Origin of the sequence: Streptomyces varsoviensis (assembly GCF_000718635.1) — a bacterium.
In the GTDB taxonomy this organism is placed as follows: Bacteria; Actinomycetota; Actinomycetes; order Streptomycetales; family Streptomycetaceae; genus Streptomyces; species Streptomyces varsoviensis.
Genome location: NZ_JOBF01000017.1, coordinates 1 through 20,519 on the forward strand (window position 1 = coordinate 1; position 20,519 = coordinate 20,519).

At 74.2% G+C, this 20,519-nt stretch carries 16 protein-coding genes, 1 rRNA gene and 1 pseudogene; 12 read left to right on the forward strand and 6 right to left on the reverse strand.

Annotated elements, in window-relative coordinates; genetic code table 11:
• Positions 1-213: 213 nt before the first annotated feature.
• From rrf to IF55_RS40125, 3 genes and pseudogenes are all read left to right on the forward strand, one after another.
• Positions 214-330: ribosomal RNA gene (gene rrf / locus IF55_RS23795) — 5S ribosomal RNA — on the forward strand.
• Between the two features lie 117 nt (positions 331-447).
• A pseudogene (locus IF55_RS41225) lies at positions 448-1,185 on the forward strand (hypothetical protein); the annotation flags it as partial.
• A 402-nt stretch (positions 1,186-1,587) separates the two neighbouring features.
• The gene (locus IF55_RS40125) at positions 1,588-2,316 is read left to right on the forward strand and encodes a tetratricopeptide repeat protein (RefSeq protein ID WP_211270029.1); all 729 of its coding nucleotides are present in this window, start codon (positions 1,588-1,590) and stop codon (positions 2,314-2,316) included.
• A gap of 95 nt (positions 2,317-2,411) precedes the next feature.
• On the opposite strand, the gene IF55_RS23810 is transcribed toward IF55_RS40125, so the two are convergent.
• Positions 2,412-3,692 (reverse strand): DUF1015 family protein, encoded by a 1,281-nt coding sequence (locus tag IF55_RS23810; protein ID WP_030886919.1) that lies wholly within the window; start codon positions 3,690-3,692, stop codon positions 2,412-2,414.
• 76 nt (positions 3,693-3,768) lie between these two features.
• Here IF55_RS23810 and IF55_RS23815 point away from each other — a divergent pair, with 76 nt between their 5' ends.
• Positions 3,769-4,800: an HAD-IIA family hydrolase gene (locus tag IF55_RS23815; RefSeq protein WP_030886917.1), complete on the forward strand. Its 1,032-nt coding sequence runs from the start codon at positions 3,769-3,771 to the stop codon at positions 4,798-4,800.
• A 260-nt stretch (positions 4,801-5,060) separates the two neighbouring features.
• On the opposite strand, the gene IF55_RS23820 is transcribed toward IF55_RS23815, so the two are convergent.
• The gene (locus IF55_RS23820) at positions 5,061-5,900 is read right to left on the reverse strand and encodes a siderophore-interacting protein (protein WP_030886914.1); all 840 of its coding nucleotides are present in this window, start codon (positions 5,898-5,900) and stop codon (positions 5,061-5,063) included.
• A 74-nt stretch (positions 5,901-5,974) separates the two neighbouring features.
• Positions 5,975-7,009, reverse strand: a complete 1,035-nt coding sequence (locus IF55_RS23825; RefSeq protein WP_030886911.1) for an ABC transporter substrate-binding protein — start codon at positions 7,007-7,009, stop codon at positions 5,975-5,977.
• A 55-nt stretch (positions 7,010-7,064) separates the two neighbouring features.
• Here IF55_RS23825 and IF55_RS23830 point away from each other — a divergent pair, with 55 nt between their 5' ends.
• The 3 genes from IF55_RS23830 to IF55_RS23840 are packed head-to-tail and all read left to right on the forward strand — an operon-like array spanning position 7,065 to position 10,260.
• Positions 7,065-8,111 (forward strand): FecCD family ABC transporter permease, encoded by a 1,047-nt coding sequence (locus tag IF55_RS23830; RefSeq protein WP_030886908.1) that lies wholly within the window; start codon positions 7,065-7,067, stop codon positions 8,109-8,111.
• Positions 8,108-9,229 (forward strand): FecCD family ABC transporter permease, encoded by a 1,122-nt coding sequence (locus IF55_RS23835; protein WP_048832377.1) that lies wholly within the window; start codon positions 8,108-8,110, stop codon positions 9,227-9,229. The genes IF55_RS23830 and IF55_RS23835 overlap by 4 nt, the downstream gene beginning before the upstream one ends.
• Positions 9,226-10,260: an ATP-binding cassette domain-containing protein gene (locus IF55_RS23840; protein ID WP_078645091.1), complete on the forward strand. Its 1,035-nt coding sequence runs from the start codon at positions 9,226-9,228 to the stop codon at positions 10,258-10,260. The genes IF55_RS23835 and IF55_RS23840 overlap by 4 nt, the downstream gene beginning before the upstream one ends.
• Here IF55_RS23840 and IF55_RS23845 read toward each other — a convergent pair.
• Positions 10,226-10,573 carry an SCP2 sterol-binding domain-containing protein gene (locus tag IF55_RS23845; RefSeq protein ID WP_030886897.1) on the reverse strand — a complete coding sequence of 116 codons (348 nt, stop codon included), beginning with the start codon at positions 10,571-10,573 and terminating at the stop codon, positions 10,226-10,228. The genes IF55_RS23840 and IF55_RS23845 overlap by 35 nt on opposite strands.
• 288 nt (positions 10,574-10,861) lie before the next feature.
• On the opposite strand from IF55_RS23845, the gene IF55_RS23850 reads away from it, so the two are divergent.
• From IF55_RS23850 to IF55_RS23860, 3 genes are read left to right on the forward strand one after another with little or no spacing between them, the layout of a single operon-like run.
• Positions 10,862-11,224, forward strand: coding sequence for a hypothetical protein (locus IF55_RS23850; protein WP_398245482.1), 363 nt, complete (start codon positions 10,862-10,864; stop codon positions 11,222-11,224).
• A gap of 13 nt (positions 11,225-11,237) precedes the next feature.
• Positions 11,238-12,080 carry a TlyA family RNA methyltransferase gene (locus IF55_RS23855; RefSeq protein WP_030886890.1) on the forward strand — a complete coding sequence of 281 codons (843 nt, stop codon included), beginning with the start codon at positions 11,238-11,240 and terminating at the stop codon, positions 12,078-12,080.
• Positions 12,077-13,036 carry an NAD kinase gene (locus IF55_RS23860; RefSeq protein ID WP_030886887.1) on the forward strand — a complete coding sequence of 320 codons (960 nt, stop codon included), beginning with the start codon at positions 12,077-12,079 and terminating at the stop codon, positions 13,034-13,036. Before IF55_RS23855 ends, IF55_RS23860 begins: the two co-directional genes overlap by 4 nt.
• Positions 13,037-13,455: 419 nt before the next feature.
• Here IF55_RS23860 and IF55_RS23865 read toward each other — a convergent pair whose 3' ends face one another.
• Positions 13,456-14,796, reverse strand: coding sequence for an ABC transporter permease (locus IF55_RS23865; RefSeq protein WP_030886884.1), 1,341 nt, complete (start codon positions 14,794-14,796; stop codon positions 13,456-13,458).
• Between the two features lie 225 nt (positions 14,797-15,021).
• Here IF55_RS23865 and recN point away from each other — a divergent pair, with 225 nt between their 5' ends.
• Positions 15,022-16,779, forward strand: a complete 1,758-nt coding sequence (gene recN / locus IF55_RS23870) for a DNA repair protein RecN (protein ID WP_030886882.1) — start codon at positions 15,022-15,024, stop codon at positions 16,777-16,779.
• A 364-nt stretch (positions 16,780-17,143) separates the two neighbouring features.
• Positions 17,144-18,271 carry a glycosyltransferase family 4 protein gene (locus IF55_RS23875; RefSeq protein ID WP_030886880.1) on the forward strand — a complete coding sequence of 376 codons (1,128 nt, stop codon included), beginning with the start codon at positions 17,144-17,146 and terminating at the stop codon, positions 18,269-18,271.
• Between the two features lie 521 nt (positions 18,272-18,792).
• Here IF55_RS23875 and IF55_RS23880 read toward each other — a convergent pair.
• Positions 18,793-20,448, reverse strand: coding sequence for a PucR family transcriptional regulator (locus IF55_RS23880; protein ID WP_048832393.1), 1,656 nt, complete (start codon positions 20,446-20,448; stop codon positions 18,793-18,795).
• Between the last annotated feature and the right edge of the window lie 71 nt (positions 20,449-20,519).

Sequence of the window (20,519 nt, forward strand, 5' to 3'; positions counted from 1 at the left end):
ACTGGGTTGATAGGCCAGATATGGAAGCGCCGTAAGGTGTGGAGTTGACTGGTACTAATAGGCCGAGGGCTTGTCCTCAGTTGCTCGCGTCCACTGTGTGGTTCCCGGGTTGCGAACAGTCGCACCGGCTGAACCAGTAATGCTTTACCATCCCGCTTCGCGGGATGGATTAATTAAAAAGTGTGCTTGTTCGCTTGGAACACCCGAAGGTGTTTCGGTGGTCATTGCGTTAGGGAAACGCCCGGTTACATTCCGAACCCGGAAGCTAAGCCTTTCAGCGCCGATGGTACTGCAGGGGGGACCCTGTGGGGTGCGCGAGAATGACTGCGTTACCCGAAGACAGGAGTCACGACGATGTCCCCCAACTCTTCCGACGATCGGTCGGATCGCGAGCCTCGGCGCGGTGGTCCTCGCGGGCCGCGTCGCGACGACGCGCGTGGCGGCGGCCGCCGTGATGACCGTCCGGCGTTCCGCCGTGATGACGACCGGGGCGGCCGGCCTGGTGGCGGTGGTGGCGGTTATGGGCGTCGGGACGACCGTGGTGGCTTCCGTCGTGATGACCGTGGAGACCGGGGCGGCAGCGACCGCCGTGACGATCGCCGTGACGACCGGGGTGGTTTCCCGCGCGATGAGCGGGCGCCGCGTCGGGACGATCGCGGTGGGTTCCGGCGGGATGACCGTCGGGGCGGCGACTGGCGTGACGACCGTGGGCCGCGCCGGGATGACGATCGGGGTGGGTTCCGCCGTGATGACCGTGGCGGCCGGCCCTCCGGTGGCGGTGGCAGCTACGGTCGGCGTGACGACCGGCCTGGTTTCCGGCGTGATGACCGTGGGCCGCGTCGGGATGACGACCGGGGTGGGTTCCGCCGTGATGACCGGGGTGGGCGGCCCTCCGGTGGCGGTGGCTATGGTCAGCGCGATGACCGTTCGCGTGGGCCGCGGCAGGATGACCGCGGTGGCTACGGTCGGCGTGATGAGCGTGGTGGCAGCGACCGGCGTGATGACCGGCCTAATTTCCGGCGTGATGACCGTGGGCCGCGTCGGGACGATGACCGTGGTGGGTTCCGCCGCGATGAGCGGCCGGCGTTCCGGCGGGATGACGACCGGCCGCGCGGGCCGCGCCGTGATGACGACCGCGGCGGCCGGCCTGCCGGCGGTGGCGGTTACGGGCGTCGGGACGACCGTGGTGGTGGGTTCCGTCGTGAGGAGCGTGGGGACCGTGGCGGCGGCTACCGCCGGGACGATCGCCGTGACGACCGGGGTGGTTTTCCGCGGGACGAGCGGGCGCCGCGTCGGGATGACGACCGGGACCGGGGTGGGTTCCGGCGCGACGAGCGGCGGGATGAGCGGCGCGATGACCGGCGCTCGGGGTTCCCTCGTGATGAGCGGGCTCCTCGGCGGGACGACGACCGGGGTGGGCGGCCCTCCGGTGGGTTCCGGCGCGATGACCGGGGCGGCGGCGACCGCCGGGGGCCCTCGCGGGACGACCGGCGCGGTGGCGGCGGGTACCGGGGGCGGGACGACCGCGGGTCCGGTGGGTTCGGGCGGCGCGATGACCGGGAGCGGGACCGGGAGCCCGTACGCCGGCTGCCGATCCCCGAGGATGTGACGGGCAATGAGATCGACCCGGAGGTGCGGCAGGAGCTGCTGAGCCTGCCGAAGACGCTCGCCGAGGATGTCGCCCGGAACCTGGTGATGGTGGCGAAGCTGCTGGACGAGGACCCGGAGCAGGCGTACGAGTACTCCCGTATCGCGCTGCGGCTCGCGTCCAGGGTCGCCGCCGTGCGCGAGGCGGCGGGCTTCGCCGCGTACGCCGTCGGGAAGTACTCCGAGGCGCTGGCCGAGTTCCGGGCGGCGCGCCGGATGACCGGGTCCGTCGACCTGTGGCCCGTCATGGCCGACTGCGAGCGCGGCATGGGCCGGCCGGAGCGGGCCATGGCGATGGCCGGCGAGCCCGAGGTGCAGCGGCTGGACAAGGCCGGGCAGGTCGAGATGCGACTGGTCGCGGCCGGGGCCCGTAAGGACATGGGGCAGGCGGACGCGGCGGTCGTGACGTTGCAGAGCCCCGAGCTGGCCTCGAACTCGATCCAGCCGTGGACCGCCCGTCTCCGCTACGCCTACGCCGACGCGCTGCTGGCGGTGGGGCGCGAGGACGAGGCGCGCGAGTGGTTCGGCAAGGCGCTGGAGGCCGACCAGGGCGGTACGACGGACGCCTCCGACCGGCTGGCCGAGCTGGACGGCGTCGAGTTCGTGGACGCCTTGGACGAGGACGCGGACGCGGAGGACGCCGGGGGCGAGGGCGGCAGCAAGGGCTGATCCTCGCCGCTGATCGTTGATCGGCGGCCGGTGCGAGGGCGGGGTTCCTGATGGAGCCCCGCCCTCGTCGTTCTTCCCCGGAGGCGCGGGCCGTCTCAGCCCAGTGCCAGGTTGCGGAGTACCAGGCCCGTGGCCGGTTTCGGGCCGAAGGAGGTGGACTTGCGGGGCATCGTCACGCCTTGCTGGGCCAGTTCGCGTACGACTTCCTCGCGTACCGGGTGCATCAGGACGGCCGTACCGCCGTGCCGTTCGGCCTGTTCGACGGCGGCCGCCGCCTCGTGGAGGTAGCCGATGTGGTCGGGGTCGTCGGGGACCTGCCAGACGTGTTCGAGCAGGGTCGAGTGGAGGACGGTCGCGTCGAGCGAACGCCAGGCCTGGGGCCGGCCGTCGGGGATCGTACGGGCGAGGAGGCCGGGGTCCGGGCGGTCGATGAGGTGGAAGCCGCCGTCGCCGGCGAGCAGGAAGGCGGTGCCGCCGGTCCGTGACGCGTCCGCGAGGGCTTCGAGGGCCTTGGGCAGCGGGCCCTCGACGGCGGTGGTCCGGAAGGAGTCCGACACCGCGTTGAGGGCGTCCTTGATCGGGAGGCGGTGCAGGAGGCGGTGGATGGCCCGTACGAGCAGGGGGTAGCGGGCGGTGTCCACGAGGAGGACCAGGCCGTAGTCCCACGGGCCGGGCGCGGCCTGTTCGGAGTGGAGCCGCAGGTAGGTGGCCCAGCGGTGGTGGCCGTCGGCGATGAGGGCCTGGCGCTGGGAGAGGTCCTCGTCGACGCGGGCCAGGTCGTCCGGGTCGGTGAGGGACCACAGCCGGTGGGCGAAGCCGTCCTCCGTGGTCGTGGCGAGCAGCGGTTCGGTGTGGATCGTGCGCTCGATGACGGCCGCGGCGCCGGTGGCGGAACCGTTGCCGCGATAGGCGAACAGGAGCGGTTCGAGGTTGGCGTACGTGTCGCGCATGAGCGCGGCGCGGTCCTCCACGATGTGCGGCATCACGTCCTCGTGAGGGAGGACGACGCCCGCCTCGCGCGGGGTCAGGCGCAGGGCGCCGATGAGGCCGCGCTGGAGGGTGCGGCCGTGGTTCTGCTCGTAGACGTAGAGCGCGGGTTCGTGGTCGGGGGCGAGGACGCCCTCTTCCTGCCAGCGGCGCAGGGTCTCGCCGGCCTGGCGGTGGCGGTCGGCCGCGGTCGCGGCCTGCGGGAGGATCAAGCGGACGATGTTGTGCGGATCGGCCGTCTCCAGATGGCGCAGGCCGTCCGGCCGTACCACCACGTCGTACGGGGGCGAGGTCACGGCGGCCAGGCTGCCGACCCGCTCCGGCACATAGCGCAGCCCTCTGAAGGGGGCCAGTTGGAGACCCTGTCCGGCGTGCCCTGGAGTGCTCATTGGGAAATGTTATGCCGCATACCGGGATGAGCGATGATCGGGGGACAGACACACGGAAGCACGAGGAGCGCGCGCCATGAACCAGACCGTCCGGACCAGCCCCGACGGCAGCGAGGAGCGGCTGAGCGCCGCGTACGACACCGCGCTGCTGGACCTCGACGGGGTGGTGTACGCGGGGGGCGAGGCGATCGCGCACGCCGTCGAGTCGCTGGGGGCGGCCCGGGACGGCGGGATGCACCTGGCGTACGTCACCAACAACGCGGCCCGGACGCCGCGGACGGTCGCCGAGCATCTGACGCGGCTCGGCGTGGCCACGGAGCCGACGGACGTGATCACCTCGGCGCAGGCGGTGGCGCGGCTGATCGCCGATCAGGTCCCGGCCGGGGCCCGGGTGTTGGTGATCGGCGCGGAGGGGCTGGAGGTCGCGCTGCGGGAACGCGGGCTGGAGCCGGTGTTCTCCGCCGACGACGATCCGGCGGCCGTCGCGCAGGGGTACGGCGGGCCCGGCATGACGTGGGAGCGGTTGCAGGAGGCGTCGTACGCGGTGGCGCGGGGGGTGCCGTGGTTCGCCTCCAACACCGATCTGACGATTCCTAGCGCGCGGGGGATCTCGCCGGGGAACGGGGCGGCGGTGGAGGTGGTACGGATCGCCACGGGGGCGGAGCCTCAGGTGGCGGGGAAGCCGCTGCCTCCCATGCACCGGGAGACGGTGCTGCGGACGGGGGCTTCGCGGCCGTTGGTGGTGGGGGACCGGCTGGATACGGATATCGAGGGGGCTTATGTGGGGGGTGTGGATTCGCTGTTGGTGTTGACGGGGGTTACGTCGGCGGGGGAGTTGCTGGGGGCTTCTCCTCGGCATCGGCCTACGTATGTTGCTTTGGATTTGCGGGGGTTGCTGTCCCCTCAGCCAATGGTTTTGGCGGAGGGGGATGGTGGGTTTTCTTGTGGGGGGTGGACGGCCTCTGCCGAGGGTGGGGAGTTTGTGCTTTCGGGGGGTGGGGCGGCGATTGATGGGTTGCGGGCGTTGTGTGGGGTGGGGTGGTCTTTGGCTGGGGGTGGGGTCTGTGAGTTGGACTCGGGGGGTGTGCTGGGGCGGTTGGGGCTTTAGCCGGCTTCGTGATTTTTCCCCACCCCGCCCCTTCCCGTAACCGGGGCGCTGCCCCGGACCCCTCGGGGCTCCGTCCCGGACCCCGGTCCTCAAGCGCCGGACGGGCTGGGTGGGGGAGCACGTAGGCGGGGCTCCGCCCCGGACCCCGGTCCTCAAGCGCCGGACGGGCTTGATTTTGGCCGGGGTTCGATGTCCTCAATCGCCGGACGGGCTGGATTTTGGTCGGACGGGCTTGAGTGGGGCGGGGGTTAGGTGGGGCTTCAGGCTATTTCTGCGATGAGGTCGTCTTCTGTGACGCCTTGGCGCCAGTAGCCGGTGAACTTGATTGCCTTGCGGTCGAATTGGCGGTCGTCGACGAGGTGGCGGCGGAGGGTGCGGACGGCGGCGGATTCGCCGGCGATCCAGGCGTAGGGGGTGCCGGGGGGCAGGTCGGCGGCGCGTACGGCGTCGAGTACGGGGCTGGTGCGGGCGCCCTCGCGCACCAGCCAGGTGATGTCGGCGGCGGCCTTGGTGGGGAGGGGCTGGGCGTCCTCGGCGCTGGGGATCTCGATCCACACCTTGGCGGGGGCGTCGGGCGCCAGTCGGGCGAGGATTCCGGCGATGGCCGGGAGCGCCGTCTCGTCGCCGGTGAGCAGGGTCCAGTCGGTGCCGGGCGGCGGGCGGAAGTCGACGCCGCCGTTGTCCTCCTCGACCGGGCCGAGCAGGGCGGCGCGGTCGCCGGGGCGGGCAGTGCGGGCCCAGGAGGAGGCCGGGCCGTCGGTGGCGCCGGCGGGGGCGTGGTCGCCGGTGTGCAGGGCGAAGTCGACGTCCACCTCGTCGGGGTCGCGGCGCTGGTCGCGGACCGTGTACGTACGCATGACGGCCCGTACGGCCGGGTCCATCTCGCGCCACGCGGCGAACCAGCCGTCGCCCAGGTCGGCGGGGAGGACGGGGGCGTCCTGGCCGGGGTGCGGGAGGAAGAGTTTGAAGCGCTGGTCGCGGCCGCCGCTGACGAAGGCGGACAGGTCGTCGCCCACGAAGGTGACGCGGACCATGGCGGGGCTGAGCCGCTGGGCGCGTAGGACGCGCACGTCGAAGAAGCGGAAGGGCGTTGCGGGCATGGGTGCGTGCTCCTCTCGGGTACCGGGCGGTGCTGGGTGGGCGGCGCCGGGGCGGGGCCCGGCGCCGCGCCGCGTCAGGTGACCTTCTTGGCCTTCTCGACGGCGGCCGCGAGGGCTTCGAGGACCGGGGCGCAGCCGGCGTAGGAGTAGCGCGGTTCGCTGAGCCAGGGGATGACCTGTCCGGCCTTGACGGCGGGGAGCTTCGCCCAGGTGGGCTTGGCGGCGAGGTCCTTGGGCTGGAGGGTGGCGGTGCGGTTGTCGAGGAGGATCAGGTCGGCCGGGTACTTGTCGGCGTTCTCCCAACTGAGGTTCTCGAAGAAGCCGCCGGTGACCTTGGTGGGGACGATGATGTCGACGCCGAGTTCCTTGAAGAAGCTGAGGTCGGAGTAGACGGTCGGGTCGGAGACGTACAGCAGGTTGGCGCTGCCGGAGGCGGCGAGGACCTTGAGGCCCTTCTTGGCCTTCGCGGCCTTGCGGACCGTCTCGGCGGCCTTCTCGAAGCGGGCCTTGGCGTCGGTGACCTTCTTGTCCTTGAGGTCCGCGCCCAGCGCCTCGGCGAGCGCCGCGTAGCGCCGGATGGGGGTGAGGAGCGGGGTGTGGGAGGTGGTGATGCCGACGCTGGGGGCGAGCGAGAGGATCTTCTTCTTGCTCTCCTCGGGCACGGCCCACAGGTCGTGGTCCTGGATCATGTTGGTGACCAGCAGGTCGGGGGAGAGCGCGGCGTACTTCTCGACGCTGAACTCGCCGAAGGCGTTGCCGAGGATGGTGACCTTGTCGATGTCGATGTCACCGGCCTGCGGGTCGGCCTTGCCGTCCTTGAGCTTGGTGGGGCCGAAGACGCCGACGCAGTCGATGCCGAAGTCGTGCAGGGCCGCGGCGGCGCCGGTGAAGGCGACGATATTCTTCGGGGTGTGGCCGGCCTTGACCGTCTCGCCGCGGTCGTCCTTGAACGTCCACGGGCCGCTGTCCTTCTTCGAGGAACCTGAATTCGAGGAGCCCGATGATGAGCTGCCGCCCCCGCAGGCGGTGAGGAGGGCGCCGACGGAGACGGCGCCGCCCGCGGCGAGGAGGCCGCGGCGGGACAGGGTGAGGGTGCGGGGGTTGCTCATGGGGGATGTGCTTCTCTCCTGGAGGGCAGTTGCCAGGTTAGGCTAACCTAACTGCGTGTTGGTCGACAGTCCCCCCGAAACCCGTGCCGCCCCCGAGGCCGCCGCCCGGAGCCGCAACGCCACCCGCGCGGCCGGGCTGCTCGTCGCGGCGGGCGTGCTGCTGCTCGTCGTGGTGGCGAGCATCGCCATCGGCGCCAAACAGATCCCGGTCGACCAGGTCTGGCACGGCCTGTTCCACTACTCCGGCACCGACACGGACGTGGTCATCCAGGACGTACGGCTGCCGCGCACGCTGCTCGGCGTGCTGGCGGGCGCGGCCCTCGGCCTCGGGGGCGCGGTCATGCAGGCCCTCACCCGCAACCCGCTCGCCGAGCCCGGCATCCTCGGCGTCAACGCGGGCGCCGCGGCCGCCGTCGTCTCCGCCATCAGCTTCCTCGGCGTCACCTCGCTGACCGGGTACGTCTGGTTCGCCTTCCTCGGCGCCGGGGCCGTCTCGGTCGCCGTCTACGTACTGGGCGGCAGCCGCAGCGCCACGCCCGTACGGCTCGCGCTCGCGGGCACCGCCGTGACCGCCGCGCTCTTCGGGTACGTCAACTCCGTACAGCTCATGGACAACGCGGCCCTCGACAGGCTGCGGTTCTGGACGGTCGGCTCGCTGGCCTCCGCCAACGGCGGCATCGTCGCGCGGATCGCGCCGTTCATCCTGGTCGGCGTGGTCCTCGCGCTCGCCCTCGCCCGGCCGCTGAACGCGGTGGCGCTCGGCGACGACACCGCGCGGGCCCTCGGCGCCAACCTGACCCGCACCCGCGTCCTCGCGATGGTCACGGTCACCCTGCTGTGCGGCGCCGCGACGGCCGCCTGCGGCCCGATCGTCTTCGTCGGGCTGATGGTGCCGCACGTGGTACGGGCCATCACCGGCCCCGACATGCGCTGGACCCTGCCGTACGCGGCGGTGCTCGCGCCCGTCCTGCTGCTCGGCACCGACATCGTCGGCCGCGTCGTCGCCCGGCCCTCCGAACTCCAGGTCGGCATCGTGACGGCGGTGATCGGCGGGCCCGTCTTCATCTACCTCGTCCGCCGGCGGAAGATGGCCCACCTGTGAACAGCGCACCCACGCACCGCCTCGACGCGGAAGAGGACCGGGCCCCGGCGGCCGGCGTCGCGTGCGAGCCCGCCGCGAAGAGCCGCCGCACGAGGGCCGTACGCACCCCCGGCGGGCTCTCCGTCCGCCTCGACCCGCGGGCGCTCCTCGTCTCGCTGCTCCTCGTGGCCGTCGCGCTCGCCGCGTCCGTCGTCCTCATCGGCACCGGCGACTTCCCGATATCCGCCGTCGACGTCCTGCGGACGCTGACCGGCGGCGGCACCACCGCCCAGGAGTTCATCGTCCAGGACCTGCGGCTGCCGCGCGCCCTGGTGGCGCTGCTCGTCGGCGCGGCGCTCGGGATGTCCGGCGCGGTCTTCCAGTCCGTCGCCCGCAACCCGCTGGGCAGCCCGGACGTGATCGGTTTCGGCCAGGGCTCGACGGTCGGCGCGCTCGCCGTCATCGTCCTCTTCCACGGCAGCACCTACGCGGTCTCCGCCGGATCCATCGTCGGCGGGCTGGTCACCGGGGTCGCCATCTACGCGCTCGCCTGGAAGAAGGGCGTGCACGGCTACCGCCTCGTCCTCGTCGGCATCGGCTCGGCCGCCATGCTCACCGGTCTCATCGGCTATCTGCTGATCGAGGCCAACCCTTCCGACGCCTCCCGGTCCGTGGCCTGGATGGTCGGCTCGCTCAGCGGCCGGGACTGGGACCAGGTCTGGCCGCTGCTCGCCGTGTGCGCGGTGCTCTTCCCGGTCGTCCTCGGCCACGGCCGCGGCCTGAAGATGCTGGAGATGGGGGACGACGCCGCGTACGCGCTCGGCGTGCGGGTGGAGCGGACCCGGCTCGTACTCATGCTCGCCGCCGTGCTGCTGACCGCCGCCGCCACGGCCGCCGCCGGGCCCGTCGCCTTCATCGCCCTGGCCTCGCCCCAGGTCGCCCGGCGGCTGACCCGCGCGCCGGGCCCCAATCTGGCGGCCGCCGCCTGCATGGGCGCGGCGCTGCTCGTCACCGCCGACTGGGCCTCGCAGTGGATCTTCGGCGCCGACCGGCTGCCGGTCGGCGCGCTGACCGGGATGCTGGGCGGCTGCTATCTGCTGTGGCTGCTGTGCGCCGAGCGCCGGGCGGGGCGGATATGAGACCTGCGGACGAGCGTTCCTCGGAGACGAGCGGGACGGGTACCAGCGAGGCGCGTACGGGCGGTACGGACGTACCCGCGGCAGGCGCACGCGCCCCGGAAACCACCAGCAACAGGAGAGATACCGTGAGCCGTCTTGCGGCCGAGTCCGTCACCCTCGCCTACGACCAGCGCGTCATCGCGGAGAACCTCTCCGTGGCGATACCCGACAACTCCTTCACCGTCATCGTCGGCCCCAACGCCTGCGGCAAGTCCACGCTGCTGCGCGCCCTCTCCCGGATGCTCAAGCCCTCCGCCGGCTCCGTACTGCTGGACGGGCAGGCCATCGGCTCGTACCCGGCCAAGAAGGTCGCCCGTACGCTCGGGCTGCTGCCGCAGTCCTCGGTGGCCCCGGACGGCATCACCGTCGGCGACCTCGTCGCCCGCGGCCGGTACCCGCACCAGGGCGTGCTGCGCCAGTGGTCCGCGGACGACGAGCGGATCGTCGCGGAGTCCATGGCGGCGACCGGCGTCGGCGCCCTCGCCGACCGCTACGTCGACGAACTCTCCGGCGGCCAGCGGCAGCGCGTCTGGATCGCCATGGCGCTCGCCCAGCAGACCCCGCTGCTGCTCCTCGACGAGCCGACCACCTTCCTCGACATCCAGCACCAGATCGAGGTCCTCGACCTGTGCGCGCAGCTCCACGAGGAGCAGGGGCGCACGCTGGTGGCCGTGTTGCACGACCTCAACCACGCCGCGCGCTACGCGACGCACCTGATCGCCATGCGCGACGGGCGGATCGTCGCCGAGGGGGAGCCCGCCGAGGTCGTCACGGCGGAGCTGGTGGAGAGCGTCTTCGGGCTGCGCTGCCAGGTCATCGACGACCCGGAGACCAGCACCCCGCTCGTGGTGCCCGCCGCCCGCGCCGCGCGCACGCCGGGGGAGCGGGTGGCCAAGGCCCGTACCGCCCAGGACCGTACGGCTCAGGCCCGTACGGCCGAGGACGAGGCGCGGGCCGTCACAGCAGGGAGCGGAGCCGCAGCACGTCCCTGAGGCCCGCCTGGAGCTTGACCCGGCCGCTGCCCCACGCCTTCGCGAAGTTCAGCTCGCCGCCGACCAGGGCGACCAGGTCGTCGCCGGTCATCGTGAGCCGGATATCGGCGCGGCCGGGCGGCGGGCCGGGTACGGCCGTGACGTCCTCGATCCGGCCGTTCGCGAGCCGGCCCACGAACGTGGTGCCGAGGTCGGTGAGGTGGCAGCTCAGCGAGCGGTTGAGCGCGGCGGCGGTGCGCAGGTCGCCGTCCGCCCCCGCGAGGTTCTCCGCCAGCCGGTCGAGCGCGCCCCGGCACTCCTCGATGGTCGCCATTGTGATCGACGGTACCCCAGGGGGAGCTCGCGTCGCGGCTTCTGGGCGGCTGCTCGTTAGCTGCCGGGCGGCTGCCGGGCGGCTGCCGATGGGCTTACGGACGGCTTTCGGGCGGGTTCGCGGATGGGCTTACGGAGCGGCTTGTGGCGGCCTTGCGGCGGGCTCGCGGCGGGCTTGCGGACGGGAGAGGGGCCGTTCCGGGGTAGCGTCGGAGCCATGACCGATCCGATGACCGGTGGCGAGCCGGGGCCGGGATACGAGCCGGTGGACGAGCCGGGGCCGGAGCAGATGCCGGGGGACGAGCCGGGGCCGGGTGGCGACTCGGAGGGCGGTTCGCCCGTGGGCGGCGGGGAACGCACGGATGGCGGGGCGTCCGGCGACGCCGAGCCGTCCGCTGACGGTGGGCAGCCCGTCGACTCCGAGCAGTCCGTCGACTCCGGGCCGCGGCCGCTCGGCGTGCACCGCGCCCCCACCGGCAACGCCGACGTGGACACGCAACTGGACCGGCTCGCGGACGCCGACCACCTCGCGGCGAGCGGCCACCTGGAGGTGTACGAGGATGTGCACCGGGGACTGCGTTCCGCGCTGACCGCGCTCGACCAGCGCCCCGGGCCTGACGCGCCCTCCGGTCCGTACGACAACAGGAGCTGAACCACACGTGGCAGTGGCACGTGGCAAGAACAGCCACCAGAGCGGGCGCGGCCGGCTCGCGCGACTCGACGCCGAACTGGTGCGCCGCAAACTCGCCCGCTCGCGCGAGCACGCGAGCCAGCTCATCGCCGCCGGCCGGGTGACGGTGGCCGGCGCCACCGCGACCAAACCCGCCACCCAGGTGGAGACCAGCGCCGCCCTCGTCGTCGCCAAGGCCGACGACGACCCCGAGTACGTCTCGCGCGGCGGCCACAAGCTCGCCGGCGCGCTGGCCGCGTTCGGGCCGCTGGGCCTCACCGTCGAGGGCCGCCGGGCGCTCGACGCCGGAGCGTCGACCGGCGGCTTCACCGATGTGCTGCTAAGGGCCGGGGCCGCGCGCGTCGTCGCCGTGGACGTCGGATACGGGCAGCTCGCCTGGTCGCTCCGGAACGACGAGCGGGTCACCGTCAAGGACCGGACCAACGTCCGCGAGCTGATACTGGAGCACATCGACGGCGAACCCGTCGACGTGGTCGTCGGCGACCTGTCCTTCATCCCGCTCGGACTGGTGCTGCCCGCGCTGGTGCGCTGCGCGGCCCCCGGCGCGGACCTCGTGCTCATGGTCAAGCCGCAGTTCGAGGTCGGCAAGGAACGGCTCGGCAGCGGCGGCGTCGTACGGAGCGCGGAGCTGCGCGCCGAGGCGGTACGGGCGGTGGCGGAGCGGGCCGCGGCGCTCGGCCTCGGCGTGCTCGGCGTGACCGCGAGCCCGCTGCCGGGGCCGTCCGGGAATGTCGAGTACTTTCTGTGGCTGCGTGCCGGTGCGCCCGAACTGGACCCGGCCGACGTTGACCGTGCCGTGGCGGAGGGGCCTCGTTGACCACATCACCAGCAGCTTCAGCAGCGTCATCCTCGGCCGGGCCGGCGGCGGCCGACGAGCGGCGCACCGTCTTCCTGCTCGCCCACACCGGCCGCCCCGCGGCCATCCGCAGCGCCGAACTCGTCGTCCAGGGGCTGCTGCGCTGCGGCATCGGCGTCCGGGCCCTCGCCGGCGAGGCCGCCGACCTGCCGCTGCCGCCCGAGGTGGAGCTGGTCGAGGCGGGGCCGCAGGCGCCGGACGTGCTGGCCGGCTGCGAACTGCTCGTCGTCCTCGGCGGCGACGGCACGCTGCTGCGCGGCGCCGAGTTCGCCCGCGTCTCCGGGGTGCCGATGCTCGGCGTCAACCTCGGCCGGGTCGGGTTCCTCGCCGAGGCCGAGCGGGACGACCTCGACAAGGTCGTGGACCGCGTCGCCACGCGGGCGTACGAGGTCGAGGAGCGCATGACGCTCGACATCCTCGTCCGCAACGACGGGCACGTCGTGCACACCGACTGGGCCTGGAACGAGGCGTCGGTCGAGAAGGCCGCGCGGGAACGGCTGCTGGAAGTCGTCACGGAGGTCGACGGGCGGCCCGTCTCCCGCTTCGGCGGCGACGGGGTGGTCTGCGCGACCCCGACCGGGTCCACCGCGTACGCGTTCTCGGCGGGCGGGCCGGTGGTGTGGCCCGAGGTGGAGGCGCTGCTGATGGTGCCGATCAGCGCGCACGCGCTGTTCGCCAAGCCGCTCGTCACCGCGCCGGACTCGGTGCTCGCGGTGGAGGTGCAGCCGCAGACGCCGCACGGGGTGCTGTGGTGCGACGGACGCCGCACCGTCGAACTGCCCGCGGGGGCGCGGGTGGAGGTGCGGCGCGGGGCCGTGCCGGTGCGGTTGGCGCGGCTGCACCATGCGTCCTTCACGGACCGTCTGGTGGCGAAGTTCGCGTTGCCGGTCGCCGGGTGGCGGGGGGCTCCGCACTAGTCCCTCGCCGGGGGGCTGCCGCCGGGGGGCTTCGCCCCGGGGGGGCTGGCCGGGATGGGTTACGTCGCTGTCTGCGGGTTGGTTGTGGCTGGTCGCGCAGTTCCTCGCGCCCCTTTGGGGGCTGCTTGTGCCTCGTCGACCGCGGGTCCGTCGTGGTTGGTCGCGCAGTTCCCCGCGCCCCTTTGGGGGTTTGGTGCGCCGTTGTCGACCGCGGGTTGGTTGTGGCTGGACGCGCAGTTCCTCGCGCCCCTTTGGGTTCTGGGTTGCGCTGGGCTTTCACGTGCGTCCGGGGGCCGGGTTGGGTGCGCCGTTGTCGGCTGCGGGTTCGTTGTGGTTGGTCGCGCAGTTCCCCGCGCCCCTTTCGGGGCTGGTTGTGGCGTTGTCGGCCGCGGGTTCGTCGTGCCCCTGGTGGGGGGCTCTCACAGTGCTGTGATGGCGCGGCGGCGGAGGCTGGTCAGTACGGGGATGCCGGTGGACAGGAGGGTCAGGGCGAGGGTGCCGCAGGCGATGGCGGCGGCTATGGGCCAGGGGAGGTGGGGGAGGGCGGAGCCGTAGGCGGTGCGGAGGATGGGGGCGAGGGTGAGGAGGGCGACGGCTGTGCCGAGGAGGAGCGCCGTCAGGGCCACTACCAGGGCCTCCCAAGCGGCCATGGTGCGCAGTTGGCCAGGGGCGGTGCCGACCACGCGCAGCAGGGCGAGGTCGCGCCGCCGCTCGTAGGTGATCATGGCGAGGGTGTTGGCGGCGGCGATGGCCGCGAAGGCCGCGTACAGGCCGGTGCCGATGTAGTCGAGCCAGAGCTCGCCCGGGGCGCCCGCCGACCCCGTGCGGTACGCGGCCGTGGTGTGCACGGCGATCTTCGTGACGCCGAACCCGACGACCAGGGTCAGCGGGACCACCGCCGCCGCGAACCGCCGCGGCTGCGAGGTCACGTTGACCATCGCCAGCTCCGCGGAGCTGCCGAACGGCCGGGTGACGCGCGCGGCCAGCCACGCCGCGGGGCCGACGATCCGCGGCCCGAGCAGCCCCACCCCCGCGCAGAACAGGATCAGCACCAGGAACGCCGACTGGCCCGCCTTCTCGGCCGGCAGCGTGGAGACCACCGCGCTCAGCGTCGCGCCGCCGGCGAGGGCGAGCACCCCGAGCGGCGTGCGGACCAGCCCGAGCCCCCGCCGCCCCGTGGCGGCCTCCGCCAGCGCCCGCGCGGGGCGCAGCCAGGTGAACCGGGCGGCGGCGCCCATGCCCGCCAGCGCCGACGTCACGGCGGCGACGCCCAGGCAGGCCGGCAGCGCGAGCAGGGTGAAGCGGAAGCGGACCTCCGCCGGGATCAGCCCGTGCCCCGCCAGCGCCGCGAACCACCAGCGGGCCACCAGGACGCCGAGCCCGAACCCCGCCGCCGCCGAGGGGACCGCCGCCGCGAGGGCCTGTACGGCCACGGCGCGCCGGAGCTGCCGGGGCCGGGCGCCGATGGCCCGCAGCATCGCGAACTCGCGGTGCTGCTGTGCCACGGCCGTACCCATCGTCGACACGATCACGAATATCGACAGATAGACCGAGCCGATCAGCATGACGACGGCCATGGAGCCCACGCCGTTCGAGTCCAGGGCCGCGCGGGCGGCGGGGGACAGACCGTCGGCGCCGGTGGCCGCCATCATCGTGATCGACGCGCTGACGACCGTGGCGGCGAACAGGGCGGCGACGGCGGTGCCGGCGAACGCGGGCCGGTGGCCGCGCAGAGCGGCGCGCGCCAGTCCGTTGGGCATGGAGGGACCTCTCGCGGTGAGCGTTGTTCGATCACCGTCCACCCTCCGTCCCCTGGTGGTGCCAGGGCCATGGAGCGCCCACCCCTAAGGGGGGTGGGGCTGTCCCCAGGGCCCTCCCCAGGGCCGCCCCCGGGCCACTCCAGGGCCGCCCTGGGTCCGTTCCCAGGACCGCCCCAGGGACCGCCCCCAGGGGGTTGCCGTCGAAAGTCGGCCCCGGAACCTCGTATGGTCGTATCCGTGTTGGAGGAGATGCGGATTCGTTCACTGGGCGTCATTGATGACGCCGTCGTCGAGCTGTCGCCCGGTTTCACCGCGGTGACCGGCGAGACCGGCGCCGGCAAGACCATGGTCGTCACCAGCCTCGGCCTGCTGCTCGGCGGACGCGCCGACCCCGCCCTGGTACGGATCGGGGCCAAGGCCGCCGTGGTCGAGGGACGGATCGTCGTGAAGGACGGCTCGGCCGCGGCCGTACGGGCCGTCGAGGCGGGCGCCGAACTCGACGAGGGCGCGCTCCTGATCAGCCGCACGCTCTCCGCCGAGGGGCGCTCCCGCGCCCACGTCGGCGGCCGGAGCGCCCCCGTGGGGCTGCTGGCGGAACTGGCGGACGATCTCGTCGCCGTGCACGGGCAGACCGACCAGCAGGGCCTGCTGCGGCCGGCGCGGCAGCGCGAGGCGCTGGACCGGTACGCGGGGGACGCGGTGGCGGCGCCGCTCGCGAAGTACGCCGGCGCGTACCGGCGGCTGCGGGCCGTCGCGGCCGAGCTGGAGGAGCTGACCACGCGCGCCCGCGAACGCGCCCAGGAGGCGGGGCTGCTGCGGTTCGGCCTCGACGAGGTCGCCGCCGTCGAACCCCTTCCCGGCGAGGACGCCGAACTCGCCGCCGAGGCCGAGCGCCTCGGCCACGCCGAGTCCCTGGCCTCCGCTGCGGCCATAGCGCACGCCGCGCTCGCCGGGAACCCCGAGGACCCCGAGGGCGTCGACGCCACCACCCTCACCGGCGGCGCGCACCGCGCCCTGGAGGCCGTACGCGCCCACGACCCGGCCCTCGCCGCGCTCGCCGACCGGCTCGGCGAGGTCGGCATCCTCCTCGCCGACGTGGCGGGGGAGCTGGCCGGTTACGCGGACAACCTGGACGCCGATCCGCTGCGGCTCGCGGCCGTGGAGGAGCGCCGGGCCGCGCTCACCGCCCTGACCCGCAAGTACGGCGAGGACATCGCCGCCGTCCTGGCCTGGGCCGAGGAGAGCGCCGCCCGCCTCACCGAGCTGGAGGGCGACGACGACCGGATCGCCGAACTCACCGGCGAGCGCGACGCGCTGCGCGCCGAACTCGGCGCGCTGGCGCAGGCCCTCACGGACGCCCGTACGGAAGCGGCGGAGCGGTTCGCCGGGGCGGTCACCGCGGAGCTGGCGGAGCTGGCCATGCCGCACGCACGGGTGTCGTTCGAGATCCGGCAGACGCCCGCGGCCGACGAGGACTCCGGCATCGAGGTGGGCGGGCGCGTCGTCGCGTACGGCCCGCACGGCGCCGACGAGGTCGAACTCCACCTCGCCCCGCACCCCGGGGCGCAGCCCCGGCCGATCGCCAAGGGCGCGTCCGGCGGCGAGCTGTCGCGGGTGATGCTCGCGGTCGAGGTGGTCTTCGCGGGCTCCGACCCCGTGCCGACGTATCTCTTCGACGAGGTCGACGCGGGCGTCGGCGGCAAGGCGGCCGTCGAGGTGGGCCGCAGGCTCGCCCGGCTCGCCAAGTCCGCGCAGGTCGTGGTGGTCACCCACCTGCCGCAGGTCGCCGCCTTCGCCGACCGGCACCTGGTGGTGGAGAAGACGAACGACGGCTCCGTGACGCGCAGCGGCGTCCAGGCGATGACCGGCGAGGACCGGGTCCGGGAGCTGTCCCGGATGCTGGCGGGCCAGGAGGACTCGGAGCTGGCGCGGGCGCACGCGGAGGAACTGCTGGCGGCGGCGCGCACGGGAGGCGCGTCTTAAGAGGAAGAAGCGCCGCAAACTCACCCATGCGGCTGATTTTGTGGACGTACGGGCGAGCCAGGGCCGGAAACCGGCGGCGACGGTGCCGGGATGACGGTGCGGGCTGGCATCCTGGGCCCAGCGCACTCACCCCGCGTACGGGCGCGCCGCCGATCCGAACCCGAACCGGAATCGTACGGCCGCCTCGACGGACCAGCCCTTCGATCGAACCAGCAGCCCTCGGTCCGGCCGCCGCCAGTGCGGTCCGGCCGGCTTTCCCCCTACCGCCCTCCGCGTCCGACCGCATCCGATCGCCCTCGACCCGAAGCCGTCGAACCGACGCCAGTAGCTGATAGCCGATAGCCGATACAGGAGCTCAGCCCGCGTGAGCAGCACACCGGCACCAACCAACGGACAGCAGCCGCTGCACGCCGTCCAGGTGCTGGGCACGGGCGCCTCGGGCAGCGGGGCACACGTCAGATCGCTGGCGGCGGGGCTCGTCGCGCGCGGACTGCGGATCACCGTCTGCGCGCCGCGGGGAACGGGCGACGGGTACGGCTTCGCGGACGCCGGGGCCCAGTTCACGCCGTTGCGGACGCGTACGGACCCGGGAGCCGTCGCCGCGCTGCGGGCCGCCTGCGCGGAGGCCGACGTCGTGCACGCGCACGGGCTGCGCTCCGGGCTGCTCGCCTCGCTGGCGCTGCGCGGCCGGCCGACGCCGCTGGTCGTCACCTGGCACACCAGGTCCGCCGCGGAGGGCGCCCGCGCCCGCCTCGTACGCCTCACGGAGCGTCGGGTGGCGCGGGCCGCCGCCGTCGTGCTCGGCGCGTCCTCGGACCTCGTGGAGCGCGCCCGCGGGCGTGGAGCGCGCGACGCCCGGCTCGCGCCCGTGGCGCTGCCCGTGCCGAGCGCCGTGCCGGACGCGGAGACCGACCCCTCGGGGCACAAGACACGGGCCGAAATCGGCGCCGTGGGCCGCCCGTTGCTGCTGGCCGTCGGCCGACTGGACGCGGGCCGGGGGTACGGGACGCTGCTCGACGCCGCGCGCTCCTGGCGGGACCTCGACCCCGAACCGCTGCTCGTCATCGCCGGAGAGGGCGGCCGGCGCGCCGAGTTGCAGCGCCGCATCGAGGAGGAGTCGCTGCCGGTACTGCTCCTGGGCCGCCGCGAGGACGTCCCCGACCTGCTCGCCGCCGCCGACCTCGCCGTACTCCCGAGCCGCTGGGAGGCGCGCGCCCTGCTCGCCCACGAGGCGCTGCACGCGGGCGTCCCGCTCGTCGCCACGGCCGTCGGCGGCATCCCCGAACTCGTCGGCGACGCCGCCGAACTCGTCCCCTACGGCGACCCCGACGCCCTCGCGACCGCCGTCGCCCGCCTCCTCGCCGACCCCCGACGCCGCACTGAACTGGCCCGCGCCGGGCGGGCACGCGCCGCTGAGTGGCCGACGGAGGACGACACGGTCGCCCAGGTCCTCAGCGTCTACGACGAGTTGATGCAAAACCGGCCGGCCTGACCAGGTCGCTGGCCGCTGGGCTTTGGGGCCATGCGCTGCCCGCCGGTCCGCCCGCTGGGCGGTGGGACCGTGAGTGTGCCCGCCCGACGGCGGCCGCCTCGCGCCGCCCCCCCAGGCCGGGACCGGCCCCGGGCCGGCGAGCGGTGGCCTGCGCCCGTACCGGCGCTGCTCGCCTCCGCCGTCCCGCCCGGCGGGCGGCGGCTCGCGCCGGTATCCGGCCGGCTCGCTTCCGCAGCCTGGTCCGGCGGGCAGCGGTATTGGACCCGCTCGTCTCCGCCGTCCCGCCCGGCGGGCGGCGGCTCGCGCCGGTATCCGGCCGGCTCGCTTCCGCAGCCTGGTCCGGCGAGCAGCGGTATTGGACCCGCTCGTCTCCGCGGCCCCGGCGGCCGGGCGGCGGCCCGCGCCGGTCCTCACCGGGTCGCCCCGCGGCGCCCGCACTTGGCCGGTCGGCGGCGGTCCGCGTCGGTCCCCGCCGCCCGCGCCCCGGCCCGCCGGGCGGCCAGTGCTGGTGTCGGGCTGCCTTACTTCACGTGGCGGCGGGCTCGTAGGGCCAGGCTCAGGGCCAGGGCTGTTTGGGGGTCTTCTAGGTCGCTGCCGAGGAGGCGGGCGATGCGGGCGAGGCGGTCGTAGAGGGTCTGGCGGTTGAGGTGGAGTTCGCGGGCGGTCTCCGCTTTGCGGCCGGCGTGGGCCAGGTAGGTCTCCAGGGTGGGCAGCAGGGGCGGGCGGGACGAGCGGTCGTGGGCCAGGAGGGGGCCGATGACGCGGTCCACGAAGGCCGTCAGGTCGCCGTGCGCGCGCAGTCGCCACAGCAGCAGGTCCACGTCCAGCCGCCGCACGTCGTGCCACGGCCGCGGCGCCAGCCCCTCGGCCGCCGTCGCGGCCTCCGCCGCGTGCCGCAGTCCCGCGCCGGCGGCGGACCAGCCGCCCGCCAGGCCCACGACGACCACCGGCCGGGACCCGGACCGTTCCGTCCAGGCCCGCTCGACCCCGGCCCGTAGCGCCGCCGCCACCCGCTCGGCGACGGCCGCCCGTTCGGTCTCCGCCCGCAGCCCGACCAGCAGCGGCAGCCGGCCCTCCGGCAGCCGCACCCCCAGCAGCACCGGCGCGCCGACCGACGCCAATTCCTCCTGCACCGCGCACGCCAGCGCCGCCCAACTGTCCGACGCGTCGAGGAACGCGGGCTCCGCGGCGGGCCGCAGCACGACCGGCAGCAGCGGCCCGTCCCCCGGCTTGAAGCCCAGCACCCGCGCCTGCGCGGGCGCCTCCGCCGCCTCGATCCGGCCCTCCGCCAGATCGGTGAGGAAGTCGCCGCGCCCCCGCGCCGCCAACTCCTCCTCCTGGCGCGCCTGGAGGAGTACGACCGCCAGCAGCCCCGCCGTACGGTCGGCGGCGATCCGGTGTACGGGCGCCAGCGGCGCGTTCACCGGCAGTACGGTCAGCCGGGCCCGTACCGCGCCCGGCCCGTGCCCGCCGCCCGGGATGTCCGCGACGACGCTGCCCGCCGGCGGCTCGGGGCGCGGCGCCGCCCGCTGGGCCCGCAGCCCGTCCCACACCTGGAGCGGATCGGCCGCCCCCGGCTGCGCGCCGGGCCCGGCCGCGTACAGCAGCCGCCCGTCCGGCGTCTCCAGGAACGCCGGGTTCCCCGCGAACTCGGCGAACAGCCGCAGGATCTCCGGCACGCCCCCGCCGCCCAGCAGCGCGTCCGTGCCCCGCCGGTGCACCTCCTCGGCGCGCCGCAGCAGCGCGTAGTGCTCGTTGACGATCTCGGTGTGGATCTCCTCCGTCACCGCGACGAACGGCACCTCGCGGTGCAACTGCACCAGCGGCAGCCCGTACGAGCGCGCCGTGTCGACGACCGCGGCCGGCAGCGCCGCGAACCGCCCGCCCAACTCGACCACGAGCGCCGCGATGTCCCGGTCCGCGAGCTTGCGCACGAACGCCCGCTGCTCGGCGGCGCGGCTGCCCAGGCCGATGCCGGTGGTCAGCAGCAGTTCGCCGCCCTTGAGGAGCGCCGCGATGTTCGGGGTCTCGCCGGCGTGCACCCAGCGCACGGGCCGTTCCAGACGGTCGGCGGCGGCCACGACCTCGGGGAGCCCGCGCCGCAGCGCGGGCAGTTCCAGGGCCCGCGCCACCGTGATCGTCCCCTGTGGGCCGGGGTCAGGGCCGTCCGATTCCATGGTCACAGACGGTACTCGGCCATGGCCGAAAACGGCATCCGACCAGGACCGCCACACCTGCTCAGCCCTGC

What these genes read in the sequence shown, in the direction of transcription:
- IF55_RS23825 (WP_030886911.1), bottom strand. Translation starts at nt 7,009, where the DNA reads ATGAGCAACCCCCGCACCCTCACCCTGTCCCGCCGCGGCCTCCTCGCC.
- IF55_RS23820 (WP_030886914.1), bottom strand. Translation starts at nt 5,900, where the DNA reads ATGCCCGCAACGCCCTTCCGCTTCTTCGACGTGCGCGTCCTACGCGCC.
- recN (WP_030886882.1), top strand. Translation starts at nt 15,022, where the DNA reads ATGGTCGTATCCGTGTTGGAGGAGATGCGGATTCGTTCACTGGGCGTC.
- IF55_RS23815 (WP_030886917.1), top strand. Translation starts at nt 3,769, where the DNA reads ATGAACCAGACCGTCCGGACCAGCCCCGACGGCAGCGAGGAGCGGCTG.
- IF55_RS23840 (WP_078645091.1), top strand. Translation starts at nt 9,226, where the DNA reads ATGAGACCTGCGGACGAGCGTTCCTCGGAGACGAGCGGGACGGGTACC.
- IF55_RS23845 (WP_030886897.1), bottom strand. Translation starts at nt 10,573, where the DNA reads ATGGCGACCATCGAGGAGTGCCGGGGCGCGCTCGACCGGCTGGCGGAG.
- IF55_RS23850 (WP_398245482.1), top strand. Translation starts at nt 10,862, where the DNA reads ATGCCGGGGGACGAGCCGGGGCCGGGTGGCGACTCGGAGGGCGGTTCG.
- IF55_RS23865 (WP_030886884.1), bottom strand. Translation starts at nt 14,796, where the DNA reads ATGCCCAACGGACTGGCGCGCGCCGCTCTGCGCGGCCACCGGCCCGCG.
- IF55_RS23810 (WP_030886919.1), bottom strand. Translation starts at nt 3,692, where the DNA reads ATGAGCACTCCAGGGCACGCCGGACAGGGTCTCCAACTGGCCCCCTTC.
- IF55_RS23880 (WP_048832393.1), bottom strand. Translation starts at nt 20,448, where the DNA reads ATGGAATCGGACGGCCCTGACCCCGGCCCACAGGGGACGATCACGGTG.